The following is a 17,834-nucleotide window of genomic DNA, read 5'->3' on the forward strand; positions in this document are numbered from 1 at the left end:
AAAAGAAAATAGTTTTATTAAAGTTTTCTAAAAACAATTAAATTATTTGGAACGATCGTTCTTTTATTTTTATGTTTGTATTCGGAACGATCGTTCTGTTATTTTGTAACCATAAAAAAACATATAAAAAATGAGAGACTTAAAAGGAAAAGTGGCAATCGTTACAGGTGGGAATAGCGGTATAGGGTATGCATCGGCAAAACAATTAAAAGAACATGGGGCAACGGTAGTTATTACAGGAAGATCTACTACTAAGGTAGAAAAAGCGGCATCAGAATTAGGTGTTATTGGATTAGTAGCAGATGTAAAGAGTTTATCTGCTATTGATACTTTAGTTACTGAAATATCTGAGCGGTTTGGAGGAGTAGATATTTTATTTGTTAATGCAGGAGTTTTTTCACCAGCTCCTTTGGGAGGAATCACAGAAGCTTTATACGATGAGATAATGGATATTAATTTTAAAGGTGCACTATTTACTGTAGAAAAGTTTTTGCCAATCTTACATGAAGGGGCTTCTATTATTAACTTATCATCAATAAATGCTTATACGGGAATGCCTAATACTGCCGTATATGCCGCTTCAAAAGCTGCTATGAACTCTTATACAAGAACGGCTGCTACAGAATTGGCTCCCAGGAAAATAAGGGTAAATTCTATTAACCCGGGACCTGTTCATACTCCAATTTTTGAAAAAACAGGAATGCCGGCAGAACAGTTAGAAGGTCTGGCGAGTTCCTTGCAGGAGCGAATCCCTTTAAAAAGATTTGGACAGGCTGAAGATATAGCAAACCTGGTCACATTTTTAGCATCTGATGAAGCTTCATTTATCACAGGGGGAGAGTATACTATTGATGGGGGACTGAACATCAATCCATTGTTGAGTTGATTTTTTTTAATTTATTTTGGAATGATTGTTCTGTAAATCAATATCTTTGCGGAAACACTGGAAAGTGTTTCCGTTTTTTTTGATGAAGCATGCCAAGAGTAAAATTATTTAAGGAAGAAGAAGTACTGCATAAAGCTGTAGAATTATTTTGGAAAAAAGGGTATCATGCGACCTCAATTCAGGATTTAGTTACGTTTTTGGGGATTAACAGAGCTAGCTTATACGATACCTTTGGGGGAAAGAGAAGTTTATTCGATAAAGCGTTGACCATGTATCGAAAAACAAATATGGAACGCACTCGTACATTTTTGCATTCACATGATCAGGTAAAAACAGGTTTCAGGCGATTATTCGAGATTGTGTTAGATGAAGCAGTATGTGATTCTGATAAGAAAGGTTGTTTTGTTGTTAATGCTACCACCGAGCTGGTGTCTGTTGATAAGGAGATTTCAGAGAAATTAAAAGATAATCAAAAAACCATGGAGAATGTGTTTTATGAATATTTGCTTTCAGGGGTGAAAACAGGGGAAATTTCTGACAAAAAAGACTTAAAAACGATTTCAAGTCTTATTTATACCTTGATGGGAGGAACACAAGTCATTGTCAAAATAGCTTCTGATAAGAAAAAACTACAGGCATCGATTGATATGGCATTGAGTGTGCTGGATTAATTAAGTCTTAAAAAATAAATAGGGAATTTCAATCCTTTTTCCTTTTTAATCAATTTAAAGCCAAATCTTTTGTAGAGCTTCACATTGTATTCCGATGAGGTGTCTATTATAACGGGAAGTTGATTGTCTTTGTACTGGTCTTTGACGTGAAGCATTAATCGTGCGGCAGTTCCATTTCCTTTGGCATCTTCTTTAACCGCTAAAATTACAGGGCGAATATGCCTCTCTTTTGGGTAAAATTGTTTGGCAATTCGCTGCCTTTTTAATACTTCAAATACCCGCTCGATTCCAATACAGAAAAATGCCAATCTAATATTGAGTAAGATAGTCCGTAACGTAGTTTTTTCTTTATGAGGAAAATGTAATAAAAGGCAGGCTTTGTTATTACTGGAAATAAAAACTTCTCCAAAGTAAAAAGCTTTTTCAAATAAATACGCCATTAAAATCCGCATTCTTTGAACCCTTTTATGATCTTGTTTGACTATTAAATTAATGGAGTTGTCTCCTTTTAGTGGGGCAAAAGCAGAGACTAATATATCTGTCACCAATTCTTTATCTTCAATACTGGCTTTTCTCAATGTGACTTAATTATTTTATAAAATATTATTTAATGACCCCCTTTAGTTTTATTCATAGCAAAATAGCTGTTTTTTTAATAAAAACAGAACCATATATAGCTATGTTATTGTTGGGATTTACGCTCTTTTTATACTTCTAAATTACAGTAAAACATCATTAAAAACAACAAAAATAATAAAGAAAAAGAGAAGAATCCCTTGATAAAAATAGAACGTTTTAAAAAAAAGAGAAGAGTATTGATAGTGTTGATTTGTTGTTTTAACAACATGCTATTGCGGAGAATACAGAAAAAAATGTGAAATTGCTATTTTGTCAAAAAGAACAGATTTAGTAATCAAGATGGACTTTACGTTATACAGAAAAGGGCAGCGTATTATATTAAACAAAATGGAGAAAGAAAAGAGATCATATCATAAACAAATAAAGAAAATACTATTCCTGATACTGATGATTGTCATTGGGATAGGGTGTTTTTGGGGGCTTTCAAAGGCAGGTAAAAACGAATTTTTATCGTTAAAGCAGGAAAAAAGAATAACAGAGAAGTATATTAATGAAGAGGGAATGACAATTAAGAAGCGGGTATTACTACCCGAAGGATATCGAAGAGTATCTTACTCTTCGGGTTCCTTTGAAGAGTATTTGAGGAATTACACATTAAAACCTTATGGAAGTCCGATTGTCAATTACGATGGGAGTATGCATTATGATCAAAACTGGCATGAAGGGATCTTGGACATACCAGTTCCTTCTAATGGATTGCAACAATGTGCAGATGCTTTGATTAGAATACGTGCAGAATATTTATGGCATAACAATAAAAAATCAACAATCGGGTTTAATTTTACATCAGGACATTATTGTTCCTGGGAACAGTATGCAGAAGGGTACCGACCAATAATCAAAGGAAATTCGGTTACTTTTTCTAAAAAAGCCACTCCTAATCATTCTCAAAAAAGCTTTTATAAATATTTGAATTTAATCTTTGCTTATTCAGGATCATTATCCTTGTTTAATGAGTTAGACAAGGTTGCAGTAAAAGATGTGAAAATTGGAGATATGTTGGTAACTCCTGGTACTCCGGGACATATTGAGATTGTTGCAGATGAAATCGTAAATGAAGCGGGAGAGAAAAAATATTTGCTGGTACAAGGATATACGCCTGCACAAAGTGTTTGTTTGTTAAAAAATAAGGCTTCTGTTCAACAATCACCTTGGTACACATTTGAAGAAGGTACAGCCGTAGATACACCGGGATATGTTTTTAAAAAAGCACAGTTTATACGGTTTCGATAGTGCTCCTGAACTAAAATATTTTTTTTTGGATGATAGTGATATATGTTGATGTAATTCTGTTTTTCTTTGTTGTCAAAGCAGTATCTTTGCCAGCATTATGAGAAGGATATTGACCAAACAAGAACTCCATAACCTAGCGATGAATATTGTAGGGAAAGAGCTGGAAAAAAGAGGCTTCGAATTTATAGCCATTAACAGTACATTAGGAAAACAACCTCAGTTTGTTTGTATAGATGCTTCCAAGCAACGGTATTTTGTAGTAGTGAAAGCTGTAGCATACCCTGATAACCCTCATAATTATGATATGATCTGGATGGAGTCCTTTAAAAAACATGCCAGAGAACATGAAGCAAAGGTGTTTTATGCAGGGGTGGGGCTTAGTAATGCCAGTGACCCTTCACAACCTGTTTATTATAATGAAGATTATACACTCGAATATGCAGGATTACAGGTAATAGAGACCCCGCTAAATTAACATTAATATGATACAGAGAATTTTATTGGTTGTATGGATAGGATTGTTTATTTCCTGTAAAGAAGAAGTAAAGTTACAACCGAATTACCTCAAAGGAAAAGCATTGGGAACAACTTTTTCTTTGCAGTATTTTGATCAGGAGCAAAAAGATTATCGAGCATCTTTTGACAGTTTGATACAGGTGATTAATATATCCTTATCGACGTATCAGGATGATTCTGATATTTCCAGAATTAATGCAGGAGATACTACAGTTGTTATTGATGAACATTTTCAGAAAGTTTTTAATGCGTCAAAAAAAATATACAAAGAGACGTCGGGAGCGTTTGATCCTACAATAGGAGTATTAGTCAACGCCTGGGATTTTGGACCTAAAGGTGAAATTCAGGGGTTGGATAGTCTGAAAATAGATAGCTTGTTAGGGACTGTAGGTCTAGATAAAGTACATTATAAGCAAGGTAAAATACATAAAGAACATACGGATACATTTTTGGACTTTAATGCGCTGGCAAAAGGATATACGGTAGATGTATTCGCTATGTTTTTAGAGCAAGAAGGCTATACAGATTATTTGGTAGAAATAGGCGGAGAGATTCGGACAAAAGGATATAATGTAGCGAAGAATAAGCCGTGGAAGATTGGTGTTGAAGAGCCTAATTTTGATGGGACACAATCATATAATAAAGTTATTTCTCTAAAAACAGAAGCGATGGCTACTTCTGGAAGCTATCGTAAATATAAAGTTGATAAAGAAGGAAATCGGTATGCTCATATTATAGATACAAAGACCGGATATCCTCATAAATCGAATTTATTGAGCGTTTCTATTTTGGCTAATACCTGTATGGAGGCTGATGCCTATGCGACAGCATTGACTTCTATGGGAGTACAGCAATCAATAGAATTTCTTACGGAACACCCGGAATTAAGAGCTTTACTTATCTATGAAAAAGGAGGGGCACTTAAGACAGAAGCGTTTAATGGGTTTCCGGAAAATTAATGTTTATAACAAACAGGAAGTATTTCTCCCGGGGCTAAACAATACCCGGAGATTTCTTTTTTATCCATTGTTTTTGTGTAGTCTATCTCATCTACTTTAAAGCCTATCGATCTGAGCTTGTCGAAATAGTCCCTTCCATATACGCGGACATGGTCGTATTGACCAAATATTTTAGCACGCTCGACAGGGTCAGTGATGGAATCGTCTTCGAAAGTAGTTTCCCGTGATAAATCCTGAGGTATTTGCAGAATTGCCATTCCACCTGATTTTAAGATACGATACAATTCTTTCATTGCTTTTGTGTCATCTGGGATATGTTCTAATACATGGTTACAAAAAATAATATCATACGTATTATCAGAAAAAGGAAGCTCACAGATATCAGCCTTGACATCAGCAAGCGGTGAATGTAGGTCTGTGGTTGTATAATCCAGGTGATGTAATCCCTTGAATTTTTTGTAAAAAGCCTGCTCTGGAGCAAAGTGTAGTACTTTTGCCGGGGCAGAGAAAAAGTCAGTTTCATTCTTTAAATACAACCACAAGAGTCGGTGTCTTTCTAGTGATAGCGTAGAGGGTGATAAAACATTTTCTCTGGGGTTTTCATATCCATAGGGTAAAAACTTAGAAAAAGACTTCCCGTCAATAGGATCAGTATACTTCTTTCCACGAAGTATAAGTGCTAAAACAGGACGTATTAGATAACTAAACCGTATAAGAATAGGTCTGGGTATGGTATTCAGGATGAATTTAAATACTTTCTTCACCTTATTATTGTCTTTTTTGTGTAAAATCTAAAGAAGAAGATTTTTCCTATGTATACTTTAGACTACCAGCAATTCTTTTCTAAAAGCATCTTCTTCATCTGTTTCTATTCCCAGCGCTTTATTGATGTATTTAAAAGTAGAAAGAATCTCAGGCTGACCATCAACAATCGCTACATCATGCTCGAAGTGGGCGCTTGGTTTTCCATCTTTTGTAAGAATTGTCCACCCATCTCTTAGTTGTTTGATTCGATGCGTACCCATATTAATCATAGGCTCAATAGCAACTACCATTCCTTCTACAAATTTCTTACCACGACCTCTGCGTCCGTAATTCGGCATTTCCGGATCCTCATGCATTTTTCTTCCCAGACCATGTCCAACCAATTCTCTAACAACACCATACCCCGCGGCTTCAGTAAATGATTGAATGGCATACCCAACATCTCCAACCCGGTTTCCAACTTTTAAAGCAGCAATTCCTTTGTATAAAGACTCTTTAGTGATTTTTAAGAGTTGTTCGACTTCAGGGGCAATTTCTCCAACAGCAAAAGTATAGGCATGGTCTCCATAAAATTCATTCTTAATTGCTCCACAATCGATAGAAATAATATCTCCTTCTTCTAATGGGGTGTCATTAGGGATTCCATGAACTACCTGTGCATTAGGACTCATGCATAATGTATTTGGGAAATCATACAGTCCTAGAAAACCGGGAATAGCATCATGATCTCTAATAAACTCTTCGGCTAATTTATCTAATTGTAAGGTAGTAACTCCTGGTTTAACTTCAGAAGCGAGCATTCCTAAGGTTTTAGATACGATTAATGCACTTTCTCGCATTAACTCTATTTCTTCTCTGGTTTTAGTGATAATCATGTGTTGAATTCCTGGTTAAGGGGACAAATTTACAAAGAATTATAGTTTGAAACTGTATTCTTTATTAGAACTTCACGGAGTTTTTTGAATCTTCATTCGGTTAATCTTCGTATGCATGTTTATACGATTTTCCAGATAGGATAGCCAGCATATCTTTTTCCAATGTTTCTCTTGCGTATTCTACATATCGTCCAATTTCTTTTCCGTCTTTGTAAAATATAAATGTCGGCACTCGTTGGATATCTAATCCTTTTTCATGGGCTGACGGCGTTTTTTTAGAACGATCTACAGTAATAAGTTCCAGGTTTTTGTAATCGTAATCAGCGGCATCCAGAATTTTATAAAAGGTAGGAGTTTCTCTTTTACTATCCCCGCACCATGTTCCCATAAATACTTTTATTGTGATATCCCCGAGCAAGGGTTTTATTTTTTGTACGACTTCGCTATCGACATTATACGCATCATAGTTAGGAGAGAACCAAGTAGCATAAGGGGTAGCTTCCAGTGCTTTTCTAGGTTGTTTTCCTATAAGAATGGCAGGTTTTGTCTCTTGTTTGGTTTCAGGGTGCTTTTCGGTAATAACTGAGGTTTCTGAATTGGGAGGAGGAGTGACTGTATCTGTGCTGGTTGTTGTTGCAGTACTTCCACAAGAGGCGATGAGTATGCTGAACAGGGGTAGCAGTAATTTTTTCATAATCTTAATTTTAAAAAGTGAGTGATAAACGTTTCTTTCGAAAAAAATCAATCACTTTATAAAAGATAAAGTGATTGATTTTTTAACCCTGTTACAAATAGCAGAGCTAAGAAACGGTATTTTGTGAATTGCAAATTACGAATTTTCCTTTACACTGGCAGTAACTAAAGAGTGTTGAGTCATTGCTTCGGGTTTGTCTATATTCATCAAGTCTAAGATAGTAGGGGCAATATCACCAAGGATACCATCTTTGATAGGAGTCATGTCCTGATCAATCAAGATTACTGGTACAGGGTTCGTCGTATGTGCAGTATGTGGAGTTCCATCAGGATTAATCATAGTTTCACAATTTCCGTGATCTGCGATCAGGATAGTAGTATAACCATGGGATAACCCGGTTGTAACGATTTTTTCTACACAAGTATCTACTGCTTCACAGGCTTTAATAGCAGCTTCCATAACTCCTGTATGTCCTACCATATCTCCGTTTGCAAAATTAAGACAGACGAAATCCGTATCTTCTTGTTTTAATGCTTCTACTAGTGAATCAGTTAATTCATAGGCACTCATTTCTGGTTGTAAGTCATAAGTGGCAACTTTGGGAGAGTTTTTTAAGATTCTGGATTCTCCTTCAAAAGGTTCTTCTCTACCCCCAGAAAAAAAGAAAGTTACATGCGGGTATTTTTCAGTTTCAGCAATTCTGATTTGCTTTTTGCCTGCTTTAGCAAGGACTTCTCCCAGCGTTTCTGTAATGTTGTCTTTATTATAAATAACATTGATGCCGGTAAAGCTTTCATCATAATTGGTCATAGTTACATAATATAACGGCAGCTTTTTGGTATTGTATTCCGGCATGTCTTTTTGAGAGAGCATTTCGGTTAACTCTCTTCCTCGATCCGTTCTGAAGTTAAAGAAAATAACCACATCATCTGCTGCGATCGTCGCTACTGCTTTATTATCTTTTTGAAGCGAAATAGGTTTTATAAATTCATCTGTAATATCATTGTCATAGCTTTCCTGTATACTTTTGATACTATTGGTAGAAGGGGTTCCTTCGCCATGTACTACTAAATCATAAGCTAACTTTACACGTTCCCATCGCTTATCTCTATCCATTGCATAATATCGTCCTACAATAGAGGCGAGAGAACCGGTGGTTTTCTCCATATATGCTTCTATGGATCGGATATGATCTATTCCTGATTGAGGGTCGACATCTCTTCCATCTGTAAAGGCGTGTAAATAGATATCTGTAATATCCATCTTATGAGCGGCATCTAATAATCCTTTTATATGATCAATGTGTGAGTGTACACCTCCATCACTGACAAGTCCTAATAAGTGAATCTTTTTTTGATTGGTTTTTGCATATGAAAAAGCAGCGAGTAATTCTTTTTCCTGATGAAGTGTTTGTTTTTCAATAGCCATATTAATTTTAGCCAGATCCTGATATACAATACGACCAGCTCCCAAATTCATATGACCGACCTCACTATTTCCCATTTGTCCATCAGGAAGCCCCACATGTAATCCATCTGTTCTTAAAGAGGCATTGGGATATTTAGTGTATAACCCATCAATAAATGGAGTTTTTGCATTGTCAATTGCAGATACTTTAGGATCGGGAGAGGTTCCCCATCCGTCTAAAATCATCAGGATTACTTTTTTTTTCATGGTCTTTAAAACATTTAATAGCAATATGCAACTATTCGTACATAGGTGCTTTTTATAAAAAGGATCGTAAAATTACAATAAAGCTTAGTAAGCTCCTAAAAAAAACGAGGCTGTATGTACTGGAAGAAACAAGATTTTTGAGATTGTTTTTTTCTAGGAATTATTGGTTTTATAAAGAATAGGAGTATGAAAGGGGAAGAATCATAAGATTCATAAAAGGAGTGGTCGTAGTTTAGGGAATTGATAAAAAAGACGGGAATGTGGAATAAAAAAACAAGTGCATTTTAGCACTTGTTTTTTTATTATTTAAAATGAATATAAACAGTCTGCTTATGATTGTTGATATTCTCTGATTGCATCTCTTATTTTTTCAATTCGATTATCCGGATCAGGATGTGTACTTTGGAATTCAGGAGTTCTGTTAGGTCCTGCAGCTTCTTTTAGAATTCTCATGACTTCGATCATTTCTTCAGGATTATACCCTGCCTTAATCATAAACCGAACTCCAAGTTTATCACTTTCTAGTTCATCATCCCTTCCATTTCCCAGGAGTACATTTTGTCCGATTTGATTAACAATACCGCCGGCATCTGCTCCTACAGAGGCTCCGGTTGCAATTGTTTTCCAGAAATCGTGTTCTGCGATTCGTTCTGCGGAATGTCTACCAAGTACATGTCCGATTTCATGTCCTAGTACCCCAGCAACTTGATCTTCATTCTGTAATCGGGATAATAAAGCATAGGTAATGAATATTTGTCCTCCAGGAAGGGCAAATGCATTAATTGTATTTGGGTCTGCTAATAAATGAAATTCATATTTATACGGGGTTTCTCTAGCTGTAGTACTATTCACTAATTTTCTTCCTACCATATCAATGTAATTCTGTAATTTTTGATCCGGATAGAGTCCTCCATGTTGATTTGCCATTTGTGGAGCACTTTGCAATCCAATTGCAATTTCCTGATCAGTACTCATATTGATATTTTGTACCCGATCTGTGTATGGATTAAGAGTTTTGTTGTTACATTTTTTGATAAACGCAAAAGCAACTATTGCTACTCCTATTAATATCCTTATTTTCAGACCTCCTCGACCTCTCATAGTATCTGTTTTTTTATTGTTTTATAAAAATACTAAATATTAAAAAGCAGGGGGTGATTTTCTTTTTTAAAGATAAAAACCAACGTACTTTTCAAAAAAGCGGGTAACGTGTTTATCAGGTATCGGGTGCAATATAGTTTTTTTGAAAACGTATTATGCATCATTTTCTCCATATTTTTAAACAAGATATTTTTGATAAGGTCTGATTTTGTAGCCTTTATTATTTTCTAAAGAAAAGCTGAGTATAATAATACTTTCCTTGTTTGTCTTTGATAGCTGCAATACCAGTATGAGAATATTCTCCTTCTATATTTGCCTTATGACCACTACTATTAAGCCATCCATTAACAACGCTTTCCGGATCAGGGTATATACTAGCTACATTTTCTGCCACAGCAGTTGCTCCTTCTTCCTCTGATAAGGAACTAGAGCGATCATTAAAGTTATCATGACTAATCGCTGCTTTAGAAATCATATATTCTGTATGATCAACAGCTAATTGATCTGCCGTAGGATTTCTTTCTAAAGCCTGAAGTCCGATACTTTCTCGGTGAGCATTTATGAGTTCAAAAATTTGATTTGTATAGGCTTCGCTCGATCGATTGGTAACCGTATCATCTTCATCCTTACTACAGGAGATTAAGGTTGAAACAGTCACTAAAAACAATACTAAAATTTTAAGGGGCTTTTTCATGATAAAAGTAGATTTTATATTTTCTTATAATAACCCATATTAATTGACTTTAGTATACAACTGCCTAAAGTAATTCGGGATTAATATCCAGGATGTTTTCGTTTATATAGTTTTGAATAAATGTATCGGTAAAATGACTACTACCTAGTAAGTTAGCTTTTTCCAGTTCCTTTTTGATATCAATTTTTCGGTATGCTTTGAGCATAGGGATTGATAAAGGGGTGTATGTATAATGCCAGGGTTCGTATTTGAATCCTTTTCTTCCTTCTTTATTCGTATAAACAAGCTCAAAGCCAAAAGAACTGGCATGACGATCCATCCATTCTTTTAGTTTGCAAAAAGGACCTTCTGAAGCAAAGTTTTTTTCTAATAACAAGCCTTTTGGTTGTGGCGCATTCCCATCTACAATATCAAGATCTGTTCCCCAGTGATGTCTGGAGGTTCCTGGAATTGTAGAATATTCAATAATTTTTTTGATCGCTTGCTCTGGGGTCATTTTTTTAGTAGTGAATGCTTTGTATTTTCGTTCCCATATTCTGTTTTGATGTGCATAATTTCTATAGCTGGAGACTACTTTTATACGAATACCACTTTTACTGGCAGCTTTACTCATTTCCAGAAATGATTGATGTGCCTCTTTTCGCAGTTTGTACGAAGTGCCATAAAGAGTAGGATTGCTTTTTCCCATAAGGTCATCTTTGGAAAAAGAAGGGGTTAAAGAAGCTACAGGAAAACAGGATATCCCTGTTATTCCTAATAAAGATGTTTTAATAAATTCTCTTCGTATCATTTTTACAAATCATTTAATTAGGTTTCACGCTATGGTTAGTTTACTGCTTTGAGGGATGCTTCGAAATTAATAATATATTTCAAAATATCACATGGATTTGCTTTCAGTTCACCTGCTATGGAGTAAGATATTCCCGTCGAAACGAATAAAAAGGAATTTTTTTCAAGAAAAGAAGGTTTTGCTTTTGTTCAATCATTAGAATAGGACTTCATTTTTTAATGAATCTCGAAGACTAACACTCACTTTCTTATGCAAATTCTAGTAGATTAACAAAGGATAAGTATGTTGCAGGGGAACAAGGGAAGTGAATGATAAAACTATAAGAAATATTTAGGACTCTTACTTATGGGTTTATGATAAATGTATAAGTATTTTAGTGCAAAAAAATATAATGAATTTAACATTTCGGCAATTAGATAAGCACAGTTTTCCCAAGGTATTGCCTATGATACAGAAATTGACTGAACACAAGTTTTCTGATGAGGTATTATTAGAGCGTTTTTATGAAATGCTGGGACAAAATTATGAATGTAGAGGGGTATATCTGGGAGATCAACTTATTGGTGTTTTTGGACTTTGGTTTATGACACGTCATTATGTAGGGAAATCCTGTGAGCCTGATCATGTTTTTATAGAGGAAGCATACAGGAGTAAAGGAATTGGGAAAATGGTTTTCGAATGGATTTATGAATATGCCAGGAGTAGGGGGTGTGAGGCTTCTGAACTTAATAGTTATGTAATAAATTATCCCTCACATAAGTTTTATCTTAATGAGGGATATGAAATATGGGGATACCATTTTGTCAAAAAAATATAGTGTATCTTGCTGATAGAATAATTATCTATTGATGTATAAATATCCGCTTCGGTCTTCTGAACCGTCTATTTTTAAGATATAATAATAAGTTCCTTCTGGTAATTTCTCATCTTTATTGATTGTCGCTCTTCCATCAGAAATTCCTTTGAAACCATTCGTTTCCTGGTGTAAGTGATATTGTTTTTGGCTATAGACTAACACTCCCCATCTATTGTAAATTAATACTTCATTATTTGGGAATTCTGCTAATCCCTGGATTTTGAATGAGTCATTCAGGTTATCTCCATTAGGAGAGATAGCCGTAAAAATTTCCAGATCTCCATCTAGTAATTTGCTTGATGATCCAAAGGTTAATACAGCATATTTACTAGGGATAATAGATTCTGAAGTAATTGAACCACTATCCATATTACCTGATATACTTACGTTTCCAAGATTAACCCATTTTTCAGTTTCAATATCCCATCCTACAACTCTCAGATCATTTAAATCATCTACTAAAGTAGGAATGTTACTGTTGTCATCCCAGGTAAGTGTTACTCCTGTTTCTATATCTCCATCTAAATCCCAGAACTCGAAGATACTGATGTTAAATAAAGTTGCAGCTCTGCTTTCTGTATTGAAGTTATCAGAAAAATAGTTAGGGGAATTAGGATTGTCAAAAAAGTAAGCTCCTTTACTTGCTATAGCAGCAGATTGGTTATCAATTGACATAGGACGTAATCTATAATCATCTCCTATAGGAAATGTAAAATCCAAATCTCCCTGAACCGAAGCGTATCCATCTACAAATCGATCGTCATTTTCTCCATCATATGGAGCATCATTAAGGTAATCAAAAGATACATTTTTTTGATCTCTAGGAGTAATAACTCTACCATTAACGAATTGTTGGAAATTATTAGTTCCTACTGACACTTCTAAAAATAAATCATTAGGGACATCAACTTCTAAATCATGAAATACGGGTCTATTGGTCCCGGATACAGTCAAGCTGTTAGCAGTGTTATAAAATCCAGCTAATCCAAGGTTGTTATCAAAAGTTCCATTGTTAATCAAGTCGATATGAAATCCTACTTGTCCTTGATCATGAATCTGAACATTTCCAGCATTATGAAAAGCTACTTGTGCAAAGATATTGCTTGAAATTGAGGCTAGTAATATGGTTGTCAATAACTTATTCATTTTTTCTACGGGTATTAAATAATTACGGCAGTGCAGTAATTGATTTCTGGAGTAAATATAGTTTAAAATAGTGAATAACAATAGCTTTTGTGCCTTGAATCGACAAAAAACATCGTTTAAATGCATGTTTTTGTCGATTAAATACAATTACTAAAAAAGCTTTTTTTAACAAGTTCTTATTTCATAAATGTCGAATTTTAAAAAAATAGGTAAAAAAGTAGGGGATTATGTTGGGTGAGACCTGAGTTTAATTCTTTTTAATTCGATATGTTATTCTCCTATTTGTAATAATGTTTCTGGCGCCAACAGGGAAGGTGTTTCCAAATTCGGAAGTGCTATTCCCCACTGTTGCTGTTGCTGTTATAAGTGTTCCGGTCGAATATGCAGTAGGAATTGTAAGTGTAAATGAAAACTGATTCGTGTTATCTGTATTTCCATCAGCATCATTATACGTAGAGATTCCTGTAGCCGTATCTTGAGGACTTCCTTCTGTTGCAGCAACCAGAAATGTTTGACCTTCGCCATAATCTTGAGTAAGTCCCATCTGATTGTCTCCGATACTGGCTGTACCTTCTGATATGTCAGTAACAAAGAACTCAATTATAGCACCAGGGCGGGACCACCCGCTTACGATGAGCGTAGTACCTGCAATAACTGCAGATTGGAAGACAGGAAAATTCACTACACCATTAGGACCGGCATCTATATCGTTCATATCGTTTAAAGTCACTCCGTTTCCTGTAGGGTTTCCTCCAGAGGACTCGTCTATGTCTATCCCTAATGCACTACTGGTGGTTCCATTATTATAAATCGAATTTCTGGAAATTAGATTTCCAGAGGTGTTGCCTCCGGTAATAACGATACCACTTCCTCCGTTCTCATTAATAATATTATTGGTAATAGATGAGTTGTTACCGCTCAATCGAATTCCTGAATTTTCAACACTACCGGAACAACTCCCTCCATGTTGTCCGGAGGTTCGAATTGTATTTTCTGTTATAGCAATATTACTAGAAGAGGAGCGTGCATCTATTCCTATGGCCGCTGCATTTTCTATCAAGTTTCTTTGAAGGGTAATTCCGTTTCCGCTGAGAATAGTAATATTATCATTACATGAAGCAATACCATTATTTGTAATATGATTACCGATAATATTAGTTGAAGCACCTCCACTTATAGATATTCCTGTTTCTGTATTATAAGCAATATAATTATTGCTAATTGTGGAAGATCCTGATAGGGTATTTCCTATAACTGAGATTCCATGATCGATATTACCAGAAGCAATACCGTCTGCATTAACACCAATTAAGTTTTCTGTTAGTATTGTTGATGAATTGTTAATTACAATCCCACTATTATTACTGGCAAATACAGCAATTCCCCTTATAGAAGTATTATTTCCTTGGACTTGAATAACATCACCATTGTTTCGATGTAATTGAACTTCCGGTAGATTATAAGAAGGTAGTGTATTAGCTGAGGTGCCGACAAGAGTTCCTCCAGAGCCTATGGTTCCTGTATTGGTATGACTATATGCTGTTTGCGTTCTTCCATCAATAAAGGTGTTATCTGCGGTTATAATTGGTAAAGGAGTTCCATTACTTATCGTGATATCAAAATACCCATTAATAAAATTAGCATCAGAAGTTCTTCCTAAAGGATCACTTGTTGGTGGAATCATAAATATAGAAGTGTCTTCTTCTACACCAGGGTTGAAGATACTATTTGCTTCAATGTCTAGTCCGGTTTCATCCAGATGATTCGAATTCACGATAAATTGAGCAATAGATCCTTGTCCACTTTCATTTGTATTGACAATTGTATTAAAATTGAAACCAAAGTCAAGATCAACCACTCCCTCGTTTAGAATGGTAACAGTAGAGACGGTTTGTGCATTTGTTATACTTCCAGCAACAACATCTTCCTGAGCAGGAGAAGCTCCTCCTATTTCCGTTATAATATTGGTGTATGTAGGAGAGGTGTAATTTTTTCTAAAAGTTTGGATGGGATAACAGTTGGTACATGAAGCTCCGCCTCCTCTGGAGGAGCGAACGCTACTGTTTACTACTCTTACACTATAATTGCCATTTTCCATTCCTCCAAAAGTATAGATGCCATCAGCGTCTGAGGTTGTACTTTCAACAAATGTTCCGGTGCTGTCGTATAATTCTACTAAGGCATTCTCTACAGGAGCCCCATTTGCAGTTGTTCGGTTTCTACCATTCCCTCCTGGGTAGTTGATATCTTCAAAAATATATCCGGTAATAAGGTTACTAGGTACTTTTAGTAATACAGCGTTAAGAATAACAAAATCTTGTCCGACACCAACACTTGTAGTCGTGCTATTTTCTCCTGTTATGATGTAGGGAGAAATATCATAGGTATCAAAATCGACTCCATATGTTGTACGGTTTACATTAGGAGTTACTGTATTGTCAAAAATAGTGGAATTAAAAGGGTTACTGGTCCCGCCGATATTATCTCCATCTCCATTTAATGTATAGGGCCCTCCATTAATCCCTGTTGTAATAGACAGTGATTCATTATTAGCGAGGGTAATATCTCCTTCCCAGGAAAGTACAGAGGTTTTAGATCCGGTACCTCCGTTAGCAAAAAAACCAGAGAGTGTATAATTAGTTGTTGTATTTTGTCCTCCATCAAAACCATCATATAGATTTATAGATACTGCAGGAAGCCCAGGTGCTGTATAAAAAATCATGAGACTCCATCCTCCTAATACAATCCCGCTATTACAATAAGTCGCACTATTATCTATTGTTAATCCGGAGAAATCATATGTATTTGCAGAAGGGTCTGCTATTCCTTGAATTATAGAAGTAACATCACTAACCATTCCATATAAGTTAATACCGTCAATAGTTGTTTTTTTGGTAATATCTGCATTGATAGTTTGATTTTCGAATGTGACTTGTTTGTCAGGGATGCTGTTGGAATGTGCCCAGAACAGATATGCTTTTTGGATAGTAGCAGAAGGTGCTATTGGGGTAGTTAAGGTAATCCCGGTCGAGGTTGTTTTTATAGAACAGGCATTAACTGTATTGCTATTTGTTCTAAAAGAATCTCCAGTAACTGCATAATCATAATATCCATTGAATTTATCAAATAAAGATAAAGGTTGATTTACAGGAATAGCTTCTATGTATAAGGGAATATCTCTTAAAGATCCATTTTCTAATCTTTCTTCTAGAGTGACTACTCCGTCAATTGTAACTCTTACGAAAGATGCCGTTCCATTCCATCCATCCCCATAGGTATCTTCTAATCGGAGCGTGTATGCCGAATTATAGGGAAGATTATATGTTTGTGGGGTTCCAACGGTGGTGTAAGAATTATTACTAAGTCCATTGAAACATGTGACAGGATTACAGATTCGTGGCAGAACAACCGTATTAGAGGGGTCTAATAGTGTTACTCTATTTTCAGAAGACCAGTTCGTCCAGTTTACTTCAATTTCTACTGTAGCTTGAGAATAGCACAGCTGTATTGTTGCAAGAATAATTCCTACAAACAACAGGGGTTTGCTCATTTTGAACATTAAAAAAACTTTGTATTGTATAAACTTATTATTTAACTACAAAAACGACATTAATAAGGGCATTAAAGTCGGCAGGTTGACCTATAATGGTATAGGTTAACACTCCATTTGCATCTATTGACATAGTTGCGGTATTAAATACTGTAGGGTCAGCAAAGGTTACATAATAATATAAGTCAGAAGCACTATAGGTCGGGATGGTATTTGGTGCTCCGGCACTACTTGCAGTAGGAGTTGCAAATTGTGCTGTATATTGATTGTATAAATTGACAGTGAAGGTCCCGTTTGTCGAAGCGTCAATTTCTATTGAAGGAGGATAAAATACCCTTGCAGCTCTAGAAGTAATCGGAGCAATTGCCTGAATAGCTTCTTCAACGGTAGTTTCATTTCCGGAACCGGGATCAGTAGCAATATTGTTTAAGTCGACAGGAGTATCTATCGAAACTTCTGATGCTGTTTGATCATCTGTGTTTTTTTGCCATCCGGAACTTGTAAATCTGTATACAGCTTGATCCGTCGTATTAAATACAACAGCTCCTATTGCAGGAGAGGTAATTCCCAACATTTCAGCATTTGTAGCTGTTGGAAGTCCCATAAGGGAATTCGCATCAATCTGACTATATATAGGAAGGGATATTATAAAGGCTAAAACTATTAGTAGCGTGTTTCTCATGTTAAAAGTTATGGTATTCAGGTTTTCTTTTTCATTTAATAGGTTTTTTGAGTAGGGGATGAAAAATAGCACGTTTTCTTTTTATTGTAAATAGGGGACTTCC

Annotated in this window: 17 protein-coding genes; 6 read left to right on the plus strand and 11 right to left on the minus strand. The window is 35.5% G+C overall.

The window, feature by feature from the left end; translation table 11 throughout:
• Positions 1-130 precede the first annotated feature (130 nt).
• Positions 131-886: an SDR family NAD(P)-dependent oxidoreductase gene (locus HN014_RS11715; protein WP_176029057.1), complete on the plus strand. Its 756-nt coding sequence runs from the start codon at positions 131-133 to the stop codon at positions 884-886.
• Between the two features lie 89 nt (positions 887-975).
• Complete coding sequence (locus tag HN014_RS11720) at positions 976-1,557, plus strand: TetR/AcrR family transcriptional regulator (protein ID WP_176029058.1); 582 nt, start codon at positions 976-978, stop codon at positions 1,555-1,557.
• Here HN014_RS11720 and HN014_RS11725 read toward each other — a convergent pair.
• The gene (locus HN014_RS11725; protein WP_176029059.1) at positions 1,554-2,135 is read right to left on the minus strand and encodes a GNAT family N-acetyltransferase; all 582 of its coding nucleotides are present in this window, start codon (positions 2,133-2,135) and stop codon (positions 1,554-1,556) included. The two genes, HN014_RS11720 and HN014_RS11725, sit on opposite strands and share 4 nt — an antisense overlap.
• A gap of 310 nt (positions 2,136-2,445) precedes the next feature.
• Between HN014_RS11725 and HN014_RS11730 the strand changes: the two genes are divergently transcribed.
• The 3 genes from HN014_RS11730 (at position 2,446) to HN014_RS11740 (ending at position 4,904) form a co-directional block, all read left to right on the plus strand.
• The gene (locus HN014_RS11730) at positions 2,446-3,429 is read left to right on the plus strand and encodes a DUF4846 domain-containing protein (protein WP_176029060.1); all 984 of its coding nucleotides are present in this window, start codon (positions 2,446-2,448) and stop codon (positions 3,427-3,429) included.
• Positions 3,430-3,526: 97 nt separating this feature from the next.
• A complete protein-coding gene (locus tag HN014_RS11735; protein ID WP_176029061.1) occupies positions 3,527-3,904 on the plus strand; it encodes a Na(+)-translocating NADH-quinone reductase subunit F in 378 nt (125 codons plus the stop codon).
• A 7-nt stretch (positions 3,905-3,911) separates the two neighbouring features.
• Entirely contained in the window at positions 3,912-4,904 is a 993-nt protein-coding gene (locus HN014_RS11740; protein ID WP_176029062.1) for an FAD:protein FMN transferase, read from the plus strand.
• On the opposite strand, the gene HN014_RS11745 is transcribed toward HN014_RS11740, so the two are convergent.
• The 7 genes from HN014_RS11745 to HN014_RS11775 form a co-directional block, all read right to left on the minus strand.
• Positions 4,901-5,668, minus strand: a complete 768-nt coding sequence (locus HN014_RS11745) for a class I SAM-dependent methyltransferase (RefSeq protein ID WP_176029063.1) — start codon at positions 5,666-5,668, stop codon at positions 4,901-4,903. The genes HN014_RS11740 and HN014_RS11745 overlap by 4 nt on opposite strands.
• A gap of 57 nt (positions 5,669-5,725) precedes the next feature.
• Positions 5,726-6,544 carry a type I methionyl aminopeptidase gene (map, locus tag HN014_RS11750; protein ID WP_176029064.1) on the minus strand — a complete coding sequence of 273 codons (819 nt, stop codon included), beginning with the start codon at positions 6,542-6,544 and terminating at the stop codon, positions 5,726-5,728.
• 100 nt (positions 6,545-6,644) lie between these two features.
• Positions 6,645-7,238 carry a thioredoxin family protein gene (locus HN014_RS11755; protein ID WP_176029065.1) on the minus strand — a complete coding sequence of 198 codons (594 nt, stop codon included), beginning with the start codon at positions 7,236-7,238 and terminating at the stop codon, positions 6,645-6,647.
• Positions 7,239-7,373: 135 nt separating this feature from the next.
• The gene (gpmI, locus tag HN014_RS11760; RefSeq protein ID WP_176029066.1) at positions 7,374-8,912 is read right to left on the minus strand and encodes a 2,3-bisphosphoglycerate-independent phosphoglycerate mutase; all 1,539 of its coding nucleotides are present in this window, start codon (positions 8,910-8,912) and stop codon (positions 7,374-7,376) included.
• A gap of 330 nt (positions 8,913-9,242) precedes the next feature.
• Positions 9,243-10,013, minus strand: coding sequence for a M48 family metalloprotease (locus HN014_RS11765; RefSeq protein ID WP_176029067.1), 771 nt, complete (start codon positions 10,011-10,013; stop codon positions 9,243-9,245).
• A gap of 220 nt (positions 10,014-10,233) precedes the next feature.
• Positions 10,234-10,707: a CAP domain-containing protein gene (locus tag HN014_RS11770; RefSeq protein WP_176029068.1), complete on the minus strand. Its 474-nt coding sequence runs from the start codon at positions 10,705-10,707 to the stop codon at positions 10,234-10,236.
• A gap of 64 nt (positions 10,708-10,771) precedes the next feature.
• A complete protein-coding gene (locus HN014_RS11775) occupies positions 10,772-11,497 on the minus strand; it encodes a M15 family metallopeptidase (RefSeq protein WP_176029069.1) in 726 nt (241 codons plus the stop codon).
• A gap of 391 nt (positions 11,498-11,888) precedes the next feature.
• Between HN014_RS11775 and HN014_RS11780 the strand changes: the two genes are divergently transcribed.
• Positions 11,889-12,314: a GNAT family N-acetyltransferase gene (locus HN014_RS11780; protein WP_176029070.1), complete on the plus strand. Its 426-nt coding sequence runs from the start codon at positions 11,889-11,891 to the stop codon at positions 12,312-12,314.
• Positions 12,315-12,335: 21 nt separating this feature from the next.
• Here HN014_RS11780 and HN014_RS11785 read toward each other — a convergent pair whose 3' ends face one another.
• The 3 genes from HN014_RS11785 to HN014_RS11795 all read right to left on the minus strand — a co-directional run bounded on the left by HN014_RS11785 (position 12,336) and on the right by HN014_RS11795 (position 17,731).
• Entirely contained in the window at positions 12,336-13,499 is a 1,164-nt protein-coding gene (locus HN014_RS11785; protein ID WP_176029071.1) for a gliding motility-associated C-terminal domain-containing protein, read from the minus strand.
• Between the two features lie 247 nt (positions 13,500-13,746).
• Positions 13,747-17,049, minus strand: a complete 3,303-nt coding sequence (locus tag HN014_RS11790) for an S-layer family protein (protein ID WP_176029072.1) — start codon at positions 17,047-17,049, stop codon at positions 13,747-13,749.
• A gap of 37 nt (positions 17,050-17,086) precedes the next feature.
• On the minus strand, positions 17,087-17,731 hold the full coding sequence (locus HN014_RS11795; protein ID WP_254883992.1) for a hypothetical protein: 645 nt from the start codon (positions 17,729-17,731) through the stop codon (positions 17,087-17,089).
• Positions 17,732-17,834 lie beyond the last annotated feature (103 nt).

It is taken from the genome of Aquimarina sp. TRL1, assembly GCF_013365535.1.
GTDB classification, from domain to species: Bacteria; Bacteroidota; Bacteroidia; order Flavobacteriales; family Flavobacteriaceae; genus Aquimarina; species Aquimarina hainanensis.